The sequence below is a fragment of the Candidatus Paceibacterota bacterium genome (assembly GCA_028718635.1).
In the GTDB taxonomy this organism is placed as follows: Bacteria; Patescibacteriota; Minisyncoccia; order Phycocordibacterales; family UBA9973; genus UBA9973.
Genome location: JAQULK010000003.1, coordinates 1 through 16964 on the forward strand (window position 1 = coordinate 1; position 16964 = coordinate 16964).

Annotated in this window: 12 protein-coding genes; 1 reads left to right on the forward strand and 11 read right to left on the reverse strand. The window is 38.9% G+C overall.

Annotated features, from left to right (window positions below; genetic code table 11):
* The 11 genes from PHT16_03840 to PHT16_03890 all read right to left on the reverse strand — a co-directional run.
* Nucleotides 1-4831: hypothetical protein (locus PHT16_03840; protein ID MDD5721539.1), on the reverse strand; the 4831-nt coding region annotated here is incomplete at its 3' end.
* 157 nt (nt 4832-4988) lie between these two features.
* Entirely contained in the window at nt 4989-5201 is a 213-nt protein-coding gene (locus PHT16_03845; GenBank protein ID MDD5721540.1) for a type II toxin-antitoxin system HicB family antitoxin, read from the reverse strand.
* Between the two features lie 38 nt (nt 5202-5239).
* A complete protein-coding gene (locus PHT16_03850) occupies nt 5240-5608 on the reverse strand; it encodes a hypothetical protein (GenBank protein MDD5721541.1) in 369 nt (122 codons plus the stop codon).
* 126 nt (nt 5609-5734) lie between these two features.
* Nucleotides 5735-7738 carry a carboxypeptidase-like regulatory domain-containing protein gene (locus tag PHT16_03855; protein MDD5721542.1) on the reverse strand — a complete coding sequence of 668 codons (2004 nt, stop codon included), beginning with the start codon at nt 7736-7738 and terminating at the stop codon, nt 5735-5737.
* Nucleotides 7739-7757: 19 nt separating this feature from the next.
* Nucleotides 7758-10799, reverse strand: coding sequence for a class I tRNA ligase family protein (locus tag PHT16_03860; GenBank protein MDD5721543.1), 3042 nt, complete (start codon nt 10797-10799; stop codon nt 7758-7760).
* A gap of 128 nt (nt 10800-10927) precedes the next feature.
* Entirely contained in the window at nt 10928-11872 is a 945-nt protein-coding gene (locus PHT16_03865; GenBank protein MDD5721544.1) for a DUF5671 domain-containing protein, read from the reverse strand.
* 146 nt (nt 11873-12018) lie between these two features.
* On the reverse strand, nt 12019-13047 hold the full coding sequence (locus PHT16_03870) for a class I SAM-dependent methyltransferase (GenBank protein MDD5721545.1): 1029 nt from the start codon (nt 13045-13047) through the stop codon (nt 12019-12021).
* 10 nt (nt 13048-13057) lie between these two features.
* Nucleotides 13058-14164: an MFS transporter gene (locus PHT16_03875; GenBank protein MDD5721546.1), complete on the reverse strand. Its 1107-nt coding sequence runs from the start codon at nt 14162-14164 to the stop codon at nt 13058-13060.
* A 9-nt stretch (nt 14165-14173) separates the two neighbouring features.
* Complete coding sequence (locus tag PHT16_03880; protein MDD5721547.1) at nt 14174-14962, reverse strand: endonuclease/exonuclease/phosphatase family protein; 789 nt, start codon at nt 14960-14962, stop codon at nt 14174-14176.
* Nucleotides 14963-14990: 28 nt separating this feature from the next.
* Nucleotides 14991-15653: a transposase gene (locus tag PHT16_03885; GenBank protein MDD5721548.1), complete on the reverse strand. Its 663-nt coding sequence runs from the start codon at nt 15651-15653 to the stop codon at nt 14991-14993.
* 48 nt (nt 15654-15701) lie between these two features.
* Nucleotides 15702-16568 carry a YchF family ATPase gene (locus PHT16_03890; protein MDD5721549.1) on the reverse strand — a complete coding sequence of 289 codons (867 nt, stop codon included), beginning with the start codon at nt 16566-16568 and terminating at the stop codon, nt 15702-15704.
* A 124-nt stretch (nt 16569-16692) separates the two neighbouring features.
* On the opposite strand from PHT16_03890, the gene secG reads away from it, so the two are divergent.
* Nucleotides 16693-16935: a preprotein translocase subunit SecG gene (gene secG / locus PHT16_03895; protein MDD5721550.1), complete on the forward strand. Its 243-nt coding sequence runs from the start codon at nt 16693-16695 to the stop codon at nt 16933-16935.
* The last annotated feature ends 29 nt before the right edge of the window (nt 16936-16964 follow it).

Consider the following 16964-nt stretch of genomic DNA (forward strand, 5'->3'; position numbering starts at 1 on the left):
AGAGGGAGATGACCCCTTGAGCTGAGTTGGGGTAGCCGGTGGTGTTGGAGTAGAGGGAGTAGGTACCTTGAGCGGAGTTGCGGTAGCCCGTGGTGTTGGAGAAGAGGGAGTTGACGCCTTGAGCTGAGTTGTAGTAGCCAGTGGTGTTGGAGTAGAGGGAGTAGGTACCCTGAGCGGAGTTGTTGTACCCCGTGGTGTTGGAGTAGAGGGAGTTGACGCCTTGAGCTGAGTTGTTGTAGCCCGTGGTGTTGGAGAAGAGGGAGTTGTAGCCTTGAGCGGAGTTGCGGTAGCCCGTGGTGTTGTACCTCCCAGCGCCAACTCCGACGAAGTTGTTGTATAGCGAAGCTAGAGTATTTCTAATTTCAAAAGCATTCGTCCCTGTACTGTCTTGGATAGCATAAGTCGCAGCATAAGTTCCTGTTATCTGCTTGATAGAGATGACGATAGTGCCATCGAAGTCTGTAGTTGGGGTGAATGAAAGGGTACCAGTGCTTCCGGCTTTCACGCCCCATGCTGATGTGGCTGAGAAGGATTCGTTAGACGTAACCCCACCGAACGTGATTGTGAACGTACCTGCCGTTCTGCCTGTTACGGTGAAGGCGATTTGATAAAGATTATTCGTAACCGCCGCCAAAGTATTCGTCAAAGCCGTGGTATTGCCTGTAGTGTGAGTGAAACCCGTAGCAAAATCACCAGTCCAATCTGTAGTAGTCCAGTTGGAAGAAGTAAGGAGTTCCTCTCCGAGCGTGGCACTCTCTAGAGATGTAGTAGATTTTTGAGTGAGTTGATTTGAAGGATTTGTTAGACCGATGCCTACGTTGCCGGAGGATGTGTCTATGGTCAACTTTTCAGAAGCGGCACTATCAGAAAAAAATATCTTTCTATTTTGTTGGCTTTGGATATAGAAATTAAAATTATCATCGACGACGGCTGTTTTAGCATACATTATTGTCGAAGCCGAACCATTGCTATTAGCAAATCTTATTCCAGTTTGTGCTCCTGTTGAATTTGAAGTATTTGTAAAACTTAAAAGATACAACACACTGCCTCCGCCCGCTCCTTGAACATCCAACTTATACCCTGGACTCGCCGTCCCGATGCCGACATTGCCTGTTGTATCTATTCTTATCGCCTCTGTCAACACCCCTGCCGCTGGTCTTGTTCTAAAAACAAGTGAGCCACCTGTTGCAGTTGAAGCATTACCCAGACCATAAATATCGGCCATAACACCATTGGTAGTTTGAGCAAATTCTAAATTACCAAGTGTCGTACCGCTAGTATTTCTATTTAGTTTCAGCTCTGAACCTGCTCCATTGATAAATAAATTCCCTACTACATCCAAAGCCGCCCCCGGATTCGTCGTTCCGATGCCGACGTTGCCGGATGAATCAATTCGTAATCTTTCTGTTCCTCCCGTAGATATAGCCAACATATCAGTAGTCGGTCTGAAAATTCCTGTGTCAGCATCGTTAATTCTGATAGCAGGAGTTGCCGCACTTCCATTAACCAATGTAATCAATCCACCAGAATTAAAACCGGCACTCCCATTAACTTCTAATAAATAACCCGGCCCCGTCGTCCCGATGCCGACGTTGCCGGCAAAATATCCCTGGCCGGTGTTGTTAACACTAAACTTCGTAGTTGTTGTTCCTCCATAATATGCCAAACTGCCCGTTCCAACATTCGTATTGTAATTTAATACTATCCCGCTAGTCCCCTTCGATGATAACCTTAGTTCGATATTACTATCCGTCCCATAGGACATAATTTCTGAATTTACATTCGGAAAGCCAAGCCTCAGTCCACTAGCGGCTGTCGGCATAATCATTGTTTGGCCAACAACGTGCAAAGCTACTGTCGGACTTGTCGTCCCGATGCCGACGTTGCCAGAAGAATTTATCAGTAATCTCGTTATACCTGCGGTAACATCTCTGATTCCAAAAGAGTTTTCCGCGTCTCTTCCTAATTCAAGATTGTAGTATTGACCACCGCCCCCAGATTGAGGACGTTTTAAGGAAAACGCTGTGATATTCGAGCCTGCCGCACCACCCGCAGAGCTTTCGCTCAAAATGGTTGGAGCTGCTCCATAAACATTAAGTAATTGACTTGGATTCGTCGTCCCGATGCCGACGTTGCCGGCAAGATAGGCATCGCCAGTTTGACCGTTCAAATCATACTTCAAGGTCGAGGCCGTATCACTATAGCCATGCAAATGGACTCCATTCATCAAGCGCATTTCCCGGCCATGGGGTGCTGTTCCGGATCCTGTATAAAGCTCAAATATTACCGTTCCAGCGGCATCTATAGCGGTCCATCCATAATCACCGCGAATAGTTGTTCTCCACAAACTTCCCGAGGGCGCGCCGCCAAAGGCAACCTGGCCACTTTGGACTTGCAAAGCACCGATGGGATTTGCCGTCCCGATGCCGACGTTGCCGGCGAAATAAGATTGTCCTCCATTTGAATAAATAGAATAATTATTTGTTGCAGCTCCAGACTGAGCACCTATGTATAAACCGTATTTATTTGTTCCAACAGCTCCAGTATTAGCGGCAATATTAATACCTTTCATTGTCGTCGGAGTGTTATATGAACCTAAGTTTCCAACATTAAGTCCGGTTATATTGGTTATAACCCCAGAACCTGTTCCATAAGAATCAGCTTCAAGAGCTATTGCATTTGTTATGTTTCCCCCATTAATAATACTTCCGACAGAATACAACGCACCATATAAACTTGAAACTACACCTGTTCCCTGATTATACGCAGAAAATTCAGCACCTTCAGTAACACCAGTAAAGTTCTGAGATCCAGCCAAAGTTAATGATAACATTGAACCTCTATGAATCTGACTGTTTGTGCCAGAGCTAGCCGTAATAGTTAAGTTACTAGTTAGTCCAATTTTGCCAACTCCCGGATCTGTGAATGCAGAATTGACTTCCAGCTTCGCCCCCGGTGTCGTCGTCCCGATGCCGACGTTGCCGTTTAAAAGTGTATACCCTGTACCATTTGGGGTAAGAACGACATTTCTATTTGTTCCTTGAGCAATTATATTAAAATCACTATTCGCAGTGCTAAGCGAACCGACATAAGTAGCGCCTCTGTATATTCTTAACACATCCAGACCGTTAGCATAGCTTTTTAAGTCTAAAGTACCCCCACCATCGGTTCCTGAAGAATCAATAGTTGAAAAACCGATAACATGCAAAGCTTTGGCCGGCGCCGTCGTCCCGATGCCGACGTTGCCGCCGGTTGGATTTAAAAGAATATATCCTTTTGTAGTATTGCTAGTGCTATCTAATGTTAAATTTCCGGAAGCAGTAGAATTGCCATTTATTGTATTTCCATTCATTATAAAATTTCGATAAAATGTAATATTTGGATTTCCCCAATAAGCCGCCGCTGAACCGCTCGTATAAAAAGAGAAATTTCCATTAGCTTCTATCGTTCCCTCGCCGTTACTATTTACATACGTTTTGACGAATTTTGTATTTTGGTCATCATATCCATAAACGCTAACGCCATTTGAATCAGCACTTTGCGCAATTGTAAGTTTTTCCCCGGGATTCGTCGTCCCAATTCCAACGTTGCCGCTGAAATATGTGTATCCGCTTGTTCCACCAGCTATAGTCAAATATGCTGCCGTATCGTTAGCAATGGTGCCACGAAAATTTGCGGTATTCGCAACATAAAGCGATGTGCCAGTCCCAAGCAAATCTAAATATCCACCACTTACGCCTATCCCACCCGTTCCATCTTTGGAAATATAAGTGTTTGTATTACCTCCGGTATAATACCTTGTGGAATTTATATAACCTGTATCTACATCAAGCCTTTGTATCGGACTCGTCGTCCCAATGCCGACGTTGCCCCCTCTTTCTATTACAAGTGACGCTGTGGAAGCATCAGACCCAAAAATTAAATCATTGCCTGTATTGCCAGCTCCAGAAAAAGCACCTTTTATAAAATGAACCTCTGTCCCATCATCGTAAAATTTTATTAACTTATTATCCGAATTATTACTTGTTAATCTAATGGCTCCACTATTAACTATTTCTAACTTATCTAGGGGACTCGTCGTCCCGATGCCGACGTTGCCGGTCGTATCAAAAACCATTCGCACAGCGTTTGATGCCCCGCCATCAGCAATAGCAAGATACCCCGTTGTTGCAAATCCTCCAGAACTCCCAGCAGAAACTAATTTCCAAGAACGAGAGCCCACTAACTCCATAACAGCATTCTCGGGACGAGTAAACTGCATTCCACCCAAAGCGGAATCTACAATAACTTGAGTTGTTCCGCTTAATATCTTAGCCGCACCAGCAACATCCAAAGTCCTGCCCGGACTCGTCGTCCCGATGCCGACATTGCCGCCTTTAAAATAAATACCAGTTGTCGAGCTTGGTCCAATCCAAGATTCAGCTAATGTGGTAAGAGGGTTAATAAGGGACATTGAGTTGGCGGCGTTGGTATATACCCCATTAGTAACAGTTCCCGCGTTGCCGGTAGTATCTTGATTCAGAGTTGGGAAAGAAGTGAGAGCAGCAGCTGATCCATTTGGAGCAAGATAGTTTGTGCCAGCGACAAAGTTCCCTGCTCGATAGTCGGAAGCGTAATTGGAATTCTCCGCATTGTCGCCAGTATTCACGCCAGAAACAACTGGAACTAAAACATCGCAGTTTGGATCTGACGGCAAACATTCCGGATTAAGTGTCTGTCCCTGATTATAAAAATTGCCATTCCAGACGGCAAAAACTATTTTTGAAAAAAATAAAATAGAAACAACCGAAGCGAACAGGATAATCTTTTTTTTATTCAAAATAAGTTTCATTCTTAATACATATTAAGCCTAAAAATACCATTTAACCATTTATATTATACAACAACTGAGCCATAAAATTAAAAAAGGTGTGGATAACCCTCACACCTTTTATTTTATTTAAAATTAATTCCAGCGTCTTTTAAAATACGGGCGGTAAGCCCTTTTTTTAGATCTTTTCCATGACAAGGCACGGAAATCGGAGGAAATCCTTAATTTCCTCCAAATATAACTTAACAGCCTCGGAAATATTTTTCTCAGCTTCTTCTAGCGTTTCTCCCTGCGTATTGCAACCTGGTAGGCTTGGCGCATAAGCAACGTAACCACCTTCTTCTGCTGGTTCGTAAATTACGGTAATAAGTTTTGTTTTTGATTTATCCATTGAACGTAATGTACCACAAAAATGCTTCACAAGCAACTCTACGTTTGTATTTTGCTAATCAAAATGCCCAAGAGCTTCTTGACGCTAGCCTGCGCGTCAGCTTCCGTCTTGCTCCCGGTAAAATTCTGCCATTCAGTCATTATTTCCGGATCTTTTAAATCACGGACTGCGTTTTCCAAAGAAAGTCGAGTTTCAAAATCGACTTCTGTATTGGCTTGCAATACTTTCCTGATAAAAAGCGAAGAAAAATTAATAACTTTTGTGTTTAATTCCGTCTTAGCGGCTGAAGCTTCCACTGTCTGCAAATCTTGTTTTACCGAAAAATAATTAAAGGCAAAAAATACATCACTGACAACCAAGAATCCGATAACTATGATAATAGCGATATGCTCTCTATGTTCTATCATAAATGATTTTTAATGAATGTAATGAATATAAAAATCTTTATCCTGTTAAATAAAATCTTTCAGATTTTAACTTTTGCTTTGCAAAAGTCATTTAACAGGGTTATTAAAATATATTCGCTTTACTCATTATTTTACTAAAAATTTTAATAATTTATCCTTCAATAAATTATATACTAATAATAAGAAAACAACAATTAAAAGAACTGTTTTCCAGTCTAAATCTGAATACCATCCTCGACCAGACTGCAGCTCTATATTTTGATGGATGCCGCCACCAGCTGCGGCCACAAAAACTTTTCCCGTATAGGAATTGTAACCGGGCGCTTCTACTTGGAAATAATAAGAACCTTCCGGCACCAGGAATGAATAGGTGCCTCGGATGTCCGTTATTTGCGGATTTTCTTGCTGGTAATCTTTGGCGTTCCATAATTCATAACTTTTTTTGGCTGTATTTAATTTGTAGAGAGAAACAATAGCGCTTGGAATACGAGTTTCCTTGCCATTATTTTTCTCAAAGACATACCCTTCCGGATCAATAACCGTAGTCATAGTCATCCTGCGAGTGCCCAAGCTAGGATCGACATAATCAATCACGGTAACAATTTGATATTCACCAGCCACGCTAGGAGAAACAACATCAGCCGTATAGATTCCGTCATGGTTTGGGTCAGTATATTCAAAGGAGGAAAGCACTAGCTTTTGTTCCACCTCACCCGAACTCTGGCCACCCTCTCCTTTCAGGAGAGGGGCTGGGGGTGAGGTTTTTGCAGGCACTTTTTCAACCAACCCATTCATAGAAAAAAGAGCTGAGGCGGAAAGCGAGGCGCGAGAAATTTGATTTTGAGCTCGCGAAATTCTCGGCGTGGCTGCTTGAAAAATAAAGTAGCCGGTAACACTTTTCGCTTTGCTTACAGGCTTTACTACCAACTTTAATGTTTTTCCAGGAAGAGTATTTATCGTTTGCGCCACTTGACCTCGATCACCGATAGATAAAGCAACATTCAAATCAACCAACTCGCCGGCTGTTCGGGCAAAGACAAATTCTGACGGCAAATTTTTCTTATCGGCAAGCGAAAAATTGGCCAGCGGCAACCCTTCAATCAGAGCAATTTTCCCGGTGCCAACGCTATTAATCATTTTTCCATTTATGCCAGAGACACCGGGAACACCCAGGGTCACACCGTTTAGGCTATTTATATTGGTTAGATTCTCCACTCCGACATTTTGGATTGTTTTATTAAGAGTATCCGCTAGGCCAGGAACATTTAAAGTCGCGCCAGTCAATTTACCCACATCGGTAAATCTGGTAACTCCGACCTCTTTCAACGTATTGCCAAGCTCGGGGAATTTAGAAGCGAGAATATTTATTTCATACGGCAACGGCGCAAAAACGAAAGACTTGATTTCTTTTGCCGGCAAAAGATCCCAGTGCGCGCTGAGCGCCAAAGGCGCAATTTTAGGAACTTGAACAATAACCTTCGGCAGATTATTTTTAGGTCTAAAGAAATTCAAAAAAAAATTTGAGGCGGAGTTAATGGCTCCTCCAACATTATAGAGTGCGCTCACGACAGGATTTTGAATAATGGGATTCGGGACAACAATAGGCGGTAAAACTGGTCGGATATAACCCCCTCCGCCACCTCCATGATGCCGAACACTCGCTCTCCTCCAATCCGTCTTTACCTTGAAGTCTGCGCTACTGCAAGAATTAGCATTGATACAATTAAAATTAATTCGACTGTTATCAGATTTAATCGTGGCATAGCCTAGAAATTCCCCATTTGAATTTATAGTAACTCCGGTAAAATCAATCCAGCCGATATTTGAACCCCAAGCGTAACCGTAGAGGATGCCTGTGCCGTTATTTTTCACTCCTCCATTATTCGGGCTTAAATTTATCCAACCATATTGCTTGCTCCAGGCGTATCCTGAAATACCGCTGTCAGTGATTTGCGCGTTGCAATTATCGCAAGCGAAATTTAACCAGCCGATATTTTCTCCCCAAGCGTATTTGTAAGTCACGTCAATTGTTCCGTTGGTTGCTGAAGCAAAAACATTAGACACAGAAAAAATTATGAAAAATAGACTCCCTAAAAGAAACAACTTCACTTTGGCGGAATTATTCAACATAAATAAATATTAAAATAACTTAAGCTAATACGACAATATTGACGAGCCTGTTCTTTACGTAAATAACTTTTTTTACTTCTTTTGAGCCTATATATTTTAGCACAGTTTCATTGGATAAAGCTTGTTTTTTAATTTGTTCTTCTTCGTCATCCGCTTTTATCATCATCTCCGTTTTGACTTTTCCGTTTATCTGCACTGCGATTTTTATTTCTTCATCTTGGATTTTTGAAGGATCGTATTTTGGCCACCCAGAAAGATGAATAGATTTTCCAAGAATGGTTCTTGGGGAAACTTCTTTAAGAACCGTTCTTTGCCAGAGTTCCTCTGTGATGTGCGGCGCAAATGGCGCAAGAATCTTTAAAAACTTTTCATAAGCCGTTTGAGAGATGGATTCAAGCTTCCCCATTTCATTAATGAAAATCATTAAAGTCGAAACAGCTGTATTGAATTTCATCTCCTCGATATCCTCTCCGACTTTTTTTATTGTTTTGTTGAGTAAAGTGTCAAAGGCGGCCTTTGACATATTTGGGCTCATGTCAAAGACCGTCTTTGACACTTTTATTTGAAGATTCCAAACTCTTTCTAAAAATCTTCTCGGACCAATAATAGCCTCCTCGCTCCAAGCGACGGATTGATTGAAAGGCCCCATAAACATCTCATAAAGTCGCAATGTATCCGCCCCATATGTTTTTACTATATCGTCTGGATTTATCACGTTACCCCACCTTTTACTCATTTTCCTATTATCACTACCTAAAATCATCCCTTGATTTCTGAGTGTTTTAAAAGGCTCTTCAGTTATAACAAGACCATAATCCTTTAGAAATTTGTGCCAAAAACGAGAATATAGTAAGTGCCCAGTAGCATGTTCTGCTCCACCTACATACATATCCACATTTTTCCAATACTTTATGGCTTTTTTATCAGCAAAAACTTTTTTATTTTTAGGATCCATATAACGAAGGAAATACCAAGAACTTCCCGCCCAGCCAGGCATTGTATTCGTTTCGTATCCTTTTTTTGCCCAAGTTGAAACACTAGCAAGAGGTGACTCTCCTGTACCAGTAGGCTGGTATGATTTCACCGGCGGGAGCTTGAGTGGTAAATCCTTTTCTTTAAGTTCATTTATTATGCCCTCTTTATCATGCCAAAGTGGAATAGGCTCACCCCAGTATCTCTGACGAGCAAAAATAGCATCTCGCATTTTGTAATTTACTTTTTTCTCTCCCCAACCATTTTTAACAATATAATTAATCACATCTTCTCGTACTTCTCCCCATTCTCTGCCTTTAAACTCAAGTGGCTCTAAAAGAATACCATTTTTTACGATAGGCTTTTCTATGCCTCGCAGGATATTCCAATCATTTAGCATTCCGTCAATTTTCATGATTTTTTCAATATCTCCAGAAGAAACCCATTTCAATTCATGATTGCTTTTTTCTTTCTCTGATAATTCTTTTTGTTCACCATTTTCTAATTGGAAATAAAAACTAGAAAAATGCACAGAACGATTTTCGTTTTTGGGTATATGATAAAAAATACTATGGGAACGTGGTAATTCTCTTATAAGTTTTAAATTTTGATATCCTGTTTCTTCTCTTACTTCTCGAATAGCTGCTTCTTTTGGGTCTTCTCCTTTTTCAACTCCACCAGTAACAAAAGTTACCCAATCAGCTTTTTTCCATAATAAAACTAAATATTTATCTTCAGACCAATGCTTCACAATTGCATGTATAGCATTTCTTTCAACCAAAGGAAGACCCGGTTTTAGTTCATCAGTAAATAATGGCTCAACAACAGAATGTAAAGGGATATTAAATTTTTTAGCAAAAGCAAAATCACGCGTATCGTGAGCACTAGCATTTACTATCCCTGTTCCATAACCAGCCACCACATAGGATGCTACCCATATCGGCAAATCTCTACCACTGCCTGCAAAATTTTCTATATAGCGACCAGTAAAAATACCCTCCATTTCTTTATTTTCATCATAATCTTTTGCAGATCTTTTCTTTTTTAATTTCTCGACAAAATCTAGTACTGGTTTTTCATATTTAGTACCTGCGACAAGAGTCGGCACAAGATCGTGTTCTGGCGCGATAACTGTAAAAGTTTCAGCTCGAAACGTTTGAGGTACAGAGTTGTACATTTCAACAGCAATATTTAAATCTTTTATTTTACATTTAAAATTTACACCCTCACTTCTCCCTATCCAATTTTTTTGAATTTCTTTTATGTGGGTAGACCAATCAAGACCCTCAAGACCGGAAAGCAAACGATCAGCATACGCGGTAATACGCATAAACCACTGACGCATATTTTTCTTTACCACGGGATAATTCCCACGCTCGGAAACCAAGCCATCTTTAGTGTCTAATATTTCATCATTTGCCAAAACGGTGCCGAGTTTTGGACACCAATTGACCTCGCTATATCCCTCGTAAGCCAAACGATATTTCATTAAAATATTTTGTTTTTCTTTTTTTGTTTTTGTTTTCCATTCTGTTGCAGAAAATTTTTCAACTTCACTAGAAATAGCGTTAACTTTTTTATTTCCAAATTTTTCAAAAATTTTAACTAATTTATCTATTGGCTCTGCTTTATTTGCGTCTTTGTTGTACCAAGAATTATAAATTTTCAAAAAAATCCATTGAGTCCAGTGGTAAAAATCAGGATCTGTGGTGTTTACTCTTCTACTCCAATCATATGAAAGTCCTATAATAGAAAGTTGTTTTTCAAATGTTTTTACATTTTTTTCTACTGCCTGTTTTGGATTGATGTTATGCTCAATGGCATATTGTTCTGCCGGCAAACCAAAAGCATCATAACCCATGGGGTGAAGCACATTGAAGCCCTGCATTCTTTTAAGACGAGCAAAAACATCTGAACCGATATAGCCTTTCGGGTGTCCAACATGCAGTCCTACTCCGGATGGATATGGAAACATATCCAATACATAGTATTTTTTCTTTTTAGAATTGTTTAAGGTTTTATAAACTCCTTTTTTCTCCCAAATAGTTTGCCATTTTTTTTCAATTTTCTTATGATCGTATTCTTTCATCCCGTTTAGAAGCAGGTCGCGGTCATTAAACCGAGATTAACCCTTATTATATTATTAAGTATTGTATTTTTTATAAACATATTTGTTTCAAACTGCGACCGCGGCTTCTAACGGGATTCATTCATTTTTTATCTTACAGGCACTGGCATTGGCTTTGAATATAAATTAGGATTTATAGTTTTATTAAAACAAAACCTACCTGCCCCATGAATCCAAGTATTTCCACCATATACCATAAGTTGTCCACCCTTAATGTCAGTCTTGGTTATTTCTCTGTTAAATTCTGCGCATAAATTATATGTAACTTTATTCGTCTTTTCATACTCATATGGTTTTTGGGTCTGAGAATCTATAGTATTTATATAATAATTTTCAGCCAACAATTCATCAAAATTATTTGGTAAAACACCCTTGGTGGCGTAAAAATTACCAATAGACCCTTCTATATTTTGTAAATCATTTACTTTTTGTTCATCATATTTCAAAAGCTGTTGCGTTCGAGGTGAACCAAGTACAGCGAAACCCCAAATTATACAAACTACAATTACTATAGCTGAACCAATCGCCCATCTTTTTTGCAAACTGCTGTTCATCTTTCCACGCACTTCAGAAATGTAATAAAAGAAAATTGAAAGGGAAATTATTAAGACAGATAAAGCTTTTAGAATAAACCCTGAGGTAATATCCCTGCCATCAATAAAATAAAATAAAACCGTAACTAAATCCCCCGCCAAAGCAAACCCGGACACGAACAGTGTTATGTAGGTCAGCCATTTGCGTATGCCAATGTTTCTCTTCCCAGGCTCCAAAACATAATCTTTTTCCAACAACCACATGAGTAAAATATAAACGGGGAAAAAGATAATAAGCGAAGCCACGGGAAAACTGATAGAAGAGCTCTCGCTAAAGTTAGAACCAGTAGTGAGGGGAAAAGCTTTATTTATTATTGTGAACAAAAGATTGATAAGATTGCCCACAAAAAAAGCAAGAGCGACAATAGCGCCTAAATTTATGAAAAAATCTTTAGCGCTTGTCTTTGAACTAACTTGATTTTGTATTTGATTTGGTTCCATCCCGTACGAAGTAAAGAGTATTTTTTATCTTTACTTTAGTTAAATAATAATAAAAATTCTTTTTCCCGGAAGAACATATAACATGGACTTCGTTCGGGATCCATATTGTTTAATGTTGCGATTTATAAAAACGACTATACATGCAATTATACGCTCCACACAGTCGTATTGGCAAGCGGAATAATACGATTATTGGATTTTTCCAAAATACAAAGCTCCCCTTGTTCAATATTCCCTTTAAAGTCTTGCATTGTTTCTTCAAGAGCATATCCCAAAGAAAGCGAAGAAGAATCAATTGCATAAGAAGTCAGTATCACAAAAAGTGGTTTTTCGCTCAAAACTTTCCTTACCGCAAGAAGAAGCTTCGGCAACATTTCTTCTAGCTTCCAAACTTCTCCTTTGGGACCTCTGCCGAATTTCGGCGGGTCCATTATCACGGCATCATATTTATTGCCTCTTTTTTCTTCTCTTTCTAAAAACTTCAGGGCATCATCTTCGATCACTCGCATAGACGCTTCAGCTAGCTCTGCATTTAATTTTTGATTTTCTTTTGCCCAATTTAAAATTTGTTTTGAAGCATCGACGTGGGTCACTTCTGCACCAGCACGAAGAGCAAACAAACTCGCGACTCCCGTGTAGCCAAATAGATTTAAGAATTTTACAGGAGAATTCGGGAAAGAATTTTTAAGAAACGTGTGGGTTCCCTGCCCTTTTGACTCCGAGGGCGCAGTTTCAAGAAAATTCTTTTCCGAATTCTCCTTCTGTGCTCCTTTTATTTTCTCTTCTATAAAATCCCAATGACTCGCTTGTTCAGGGAAAAATCCTAAATGCCTAAATGGTGTCGGCATCACAAGAAATTTTATTCCTTTATATTCCATCTCCCATTTGGACTTCATGTCAAAGGTTCCCTTTGACATCTTCCAACCAGCTTTAGCTCCTACTTTTGAACTCCAAAATTTTCCATCAGCTTTTGCCCACTCCTTACTTCCTAAAGTTTTTTTCCAAACTGCATCTTCATACGGCCGTACAAAAGTATATTTGCCAAACCTCTCCAGCTTCTCCCCTTCGCCCGTATCTAGGAGTTCATATCCTGTCTTGTCTCGAGCAGAGCCGAGGGGCCAGTCTTTTGAATAAAAAATTTTAATTTCTTTTTCCATTTGGTTTTGGTTTTTCATATTATCTATTCTATATAGTATCACGATAAATACCTTGGAAATAAGAAGCGACGGGAAGAAGAAGGCATATAGCTGAAACTATTATCAAGCTTGTTTTTGGAGAAGACGTAAAATAAAAAACTAATAAACAGATAAAAAGAGTTGCGATATATCCCATATTTAAAAACACCTCTCTTAGGACCATAGTTTTTTCCACTCCTATATTTTTATAATAATCTAAATTAAAAGTAAGCCAAAAAGGACTAGCTAAAGACACGCATAGGCTTCCAATCCCAGCAAAAATACTCCAATAATAAATATTATCCACAAAAGCTAAAGGCAAAAAACTAATTACTGCTAAAAAACTAAAAAAATAAAAAAATATTTTTCTTTTTCTTAATTTATCTGAGATGTGACCATTTATTACAGAAGCAATCGCAGTCATTATGGCTAAATATCCAAAGAAATTCCCGAATTGCCTAGGTGTCTTGATAAAAAATAATGTAAATATCGGGATAAGAGAAAAATTTACTCTTGACGTCATCCCTTGGAAAAAAGTGGACCAATTAAAACGATGTTCTAAGAAATATTTCCTGACATTTATTTCGTAATTAAAAGAAGGTAAAAATTTGAGCAAAATTAGGGGAATAATATAAGCGAAAATTCCAATTAAAAATAACGTTTCAAAACCAAACCTCTCTGCCACTACACCGGCAAACGGTTGAAGAGTTATTCCAATAATCGGTGTAATTAAAAAATACATCCCGCTATGAAGCCCTCTACTATCTTCTTGGCTAAATTTAAAATGCATGATGTTGTAAGGAATCCAGAAAAATAATATATTCAAGCCGCTAAATAATGCAGATAAATAAAGCTGGTATGAACTGAAAAATTTAATTAAAACAAAAACCTGTAAAACACTGAACAGTAGGCCAAATAAAATACAACGCTTGGCGCTCATTTGAACTTTAGGAAAGAAAAATATACCCGCCAAGGCGACGGCATAAGCAACAGCGAAATATATCAACAATTGCGAAAAACTATAACCGTTTTGAGAAAGCCAAAATACGATAAACGTCTGCGCGAAATACATGGACGCCATATAAGCAAAATAAAAAAAATAAATTCGTTTAAGCATAAAATTTTTTTACAGCGGTTGAACCGCTGGGATTAATTCCAGATCTGCGATTAATGGATAATGATCAGAAATATTTACAATATCTACAATCAGGCTATTTGCTTTGAATGAGTCATTAATAAAAACATAATCGATATTTTGCCCCTTTAGACGCGTAGCAGAAATATTAAATTCTTGATTTAGATTTTTGTAGACCTTGTTGATTTTTGAAATACTTTCTGTTTCAGGGAGCGCATTAAAATCTCCAAGCAATATTGTCGGCAATTTTTTTTCTTTAAGTTTTTTGACTATAAAATCACTCTGAGCTAGAGATCTTTCATTGTCCATTTTGTTCTTGGAATAAGACCCATGCACATTACCAAGCTGGATTGTCTTTCCATTTACATCAATTTCGCAAACCTGCAAGGAACGGCCATGATCATCTCCTTCCCAAAAATGAGTTCTATCTCGCTCAAATTCATACACCTTATAATAAAAATAATTATCGCCATGAATGATTGGGAATTTTGATAATATTAATTTCCCTTGTTCGGCCATTCCACCCAAATTCCTATCCACCTTGCCTTCTTTTAAAAAGCAATCCGCCACCCACTCCGGCGCAAAAAAATAATGCGGATATTCTTTTTCAAAATATTCCCTAATAAATTCTTCGGATCGATATGTGTGAAAAACATTCTTATCAAGCGGACGCACTGCTTCTTGCAAGCAAACGATGTCAGCATTTTGCGATTTTAAATATTCTGCAATCGTCTTTGCGTTATCAATTCTTATTCCAATGTTAAAAGAAATTATCTTCATATTCTTACAGCGGTTGAACCGCTGGAATTTAATAGAAATGTTTACCAATAATCATTTCTTCTCCTTTCTTATCATTTTTCGCTTTTAAAATTTCTTTCAAAGAAGACTCAGCAAAAATCTTATAATCTTTTTTTGATCTAAACTGTCCTAATATTACGTCTTTCGAGCAAATATTTCTACTGGCCTTTCCTATATATTCATCCCAACTTGATCTAACTCTCTCAGCGGTTGAACCGCTGATATTATGGACTTTCCAATTTAAATTCACATACGCGCTATCATGCAACAACTGTTCATTGGATTTTATATGGACTGACTTAAATCTTCCTTGGAAAAGGGCGCCTGATCTTTTATGTTTGTTGTTAAAATACCATGTGTATCCTCCTCCAAGTCTTTTCATAAATTCGCTTATGCCTCCTTCGTAAATTTCTCTCAGCAAAAGGTGGTAATGATTTGGATTTAAGCAGTAACAAACAATTTCCACCAAGGGCTCTTTAGATTTTATATTTTTGTCATTTTCACTAGAAACAACTTCACGCAAACTTATTATAGGATCTTTTGAATTAAAAAATTCTAGACTTTGCATGAATCTTTCGGCATCTACTTTATCTTTGGTAATTGATCTTTTATCAACCCCGCGATTGTAGACATGGTAACACTCTCCTAATGCTATTTTTTCTCTGTTTGCCATAATTATTAATTATACACTTACAGCGGTTCAACCGCTGGGGATAAATATCTAGATTAAAAATTCGATTACATCCCCGTCTTGGACAATATATTCTTTGCCTTCAGTGCGGACCCAGCCTCGCTCACGAGCCTTGGCAAAACTTCCAGCTTCAATGAGTTGATCATATGATACTACCTCTGCGCGAATAAATTTCTGTTGAAAATCAGTGTGAATAGACCTGCCAGCAAAAGGCGCCGTCGCTCCGCGAAGAGTGGTCCAGGCTCGAGACTCATCTTCTCCGGTGGTAAAAAAAGTAATCAAATTTAATAAATCATAACTTGCCTTTATGAGAGTATCTAATCCAGTACCAAAAATAGGGTCTACGACTATATGTGGCCCGGGGATTTTTGACAAAAAATCCCCGGGCATTCCTTCAATCTCCCCCTGCGAAGGGGGAGTGCCCTTTTGGGTGAGGGGGTCTGCAAGGGCGGAAGTATTCAATACATATAGTGTAGGCTTTTTAATCCCAGCTTGTTCAAGTTCAAAATTAATAACCTCTATATCAAAAAGCGGATCTATTTTGTCGTGAACATGGATCATATTTTTGTCTTCAAAAATTCGCACCACTTCGATAATCGCGTCTACTTCGCGGATATGTGAGAGAAATTTATTACCTAGTCCGGCGCCGGTACTCGCGCCTTTGACTAATCCTGCAATATCTACGAATTCCACCACGGCCGGAATAGTTTTTTTAGATTTAGATATTTCTGAAAGCTTCATTAGGCGTTCATTTGGTACCGGCACAATCCCGACAGAGGGATCAATTGTACAAAAAGGATAATTTTCTGCCGGCACGCCTTTCTTGGTCAGCGCATTAAAAAGCGTAGATTTCCCCACGTTTGGCAGACCGACAATGCCGATTTGAAGCTTGGACATATTAAAAATATACCCCAACACCTATTATTTTACAAATATAAATAATAGGTGTACGGGTATAGCAGAAATAAGTGAAAAAGTCAGCGCATTTGCCTTTTGAGCAATGTTATGCAATAATCATCCTATGAATTTAGTAGTGAAGATTTTGCCTTATGTGCAAATCATTCTTTCAGTAATACTAGTAACAGCCATCTTATTACAGCAATCCGCTGCTGGTTTGGGAGGCGCTTTGGGTGGAGGAGACACTGAGTCTTTTCACCACACCCGCCGAGGCTTTGAAAAGTTTCTTTTTTACTTGTCCCTTGTTTGCGGAATTCTTTTTGCTTTATTTGCCTTACTCAGTATAATAATAAAAGCTAATAGCTAATCCGAATTGATTTGAGTCAATTTAACTTT

Bases quoted from the DNA above. Each gene is read 5' to 3' on its own strand.
- PHT16_03890 (MDD5721549.1), bottom strand. From the start codon at position 16,568: ATGTCCAAGCTTCAAATCGGCATTGTCGGTCTGCCAAACGTGGGGAAA.
- secG (MDD5721550.1), top strand. From the start codon at position 16,693: ATGAATTTAGTAGTGAAGATTTTGCCTTATGTGCAAATCATTCTTTCA.
- PHT16_03865 (MDD5721544.1), bottom strand. From the start codon at position 11,872: ATGGAACCAAATCAAATACAAAATCAAGTTAGTTCAAAGACAAGCGCT.
- PHT16_03875 (MDD5721546.1), bottom strand. From the start codon at position 14,164: ATGCTTAAACGAATTTATTTTTTTTATTTTGCTTATATGGCGTCCATG.
- PHT16_03855 (MDD5721542.1), bottom strand. From the start codon at position 7,738: ATGTTGAATAATTCCGCCAAAGTGAAGTTGTTTCTTTTAGGGAGTCTA.
- PHT16_03850 (MDD5721541.1), bottom strand. From the start codon at position 5,608: ATGATAGAACATAGAGAGCATATCGCTATTATCATAGTTATCGGATTC.
- PHT16_03845 (MDD5721540.1), bottom strand. From the start codon at position 5,201: ATGGATAAATCAAAAACAAAACTTATTACCGTAATTTACGAACCAGCA.
- PHT16_03880 (MDD5721547.1), bottom strand. From the start codon at position 14,962: ATGAAGATAATTTCTTTTAACATTGGAATAAGAATTGATAACGCAAAG.
- PHT16_03870 (MDD5721545.1), bottom strand. From the start codon at position 13,047: ATGAAAAACCAAAACCAAATGGAAAAAGAAATTAAAATTTTTTATTCA.
- PHT16_03885 (MDD5721548.1), bottom strand. From the start codon at position 15,653: ATGGCAAACAGAGAAAAAATAGCATTAGGAGAGTGTTACCATGTCTAC.
- PHT16_03860 (MDD5721543.1), bottom strand. From the start codon at position 10,799: ATGAAAGAATACGATCATAAGAAAATTGAAAAAAAATGGCAAACTATT.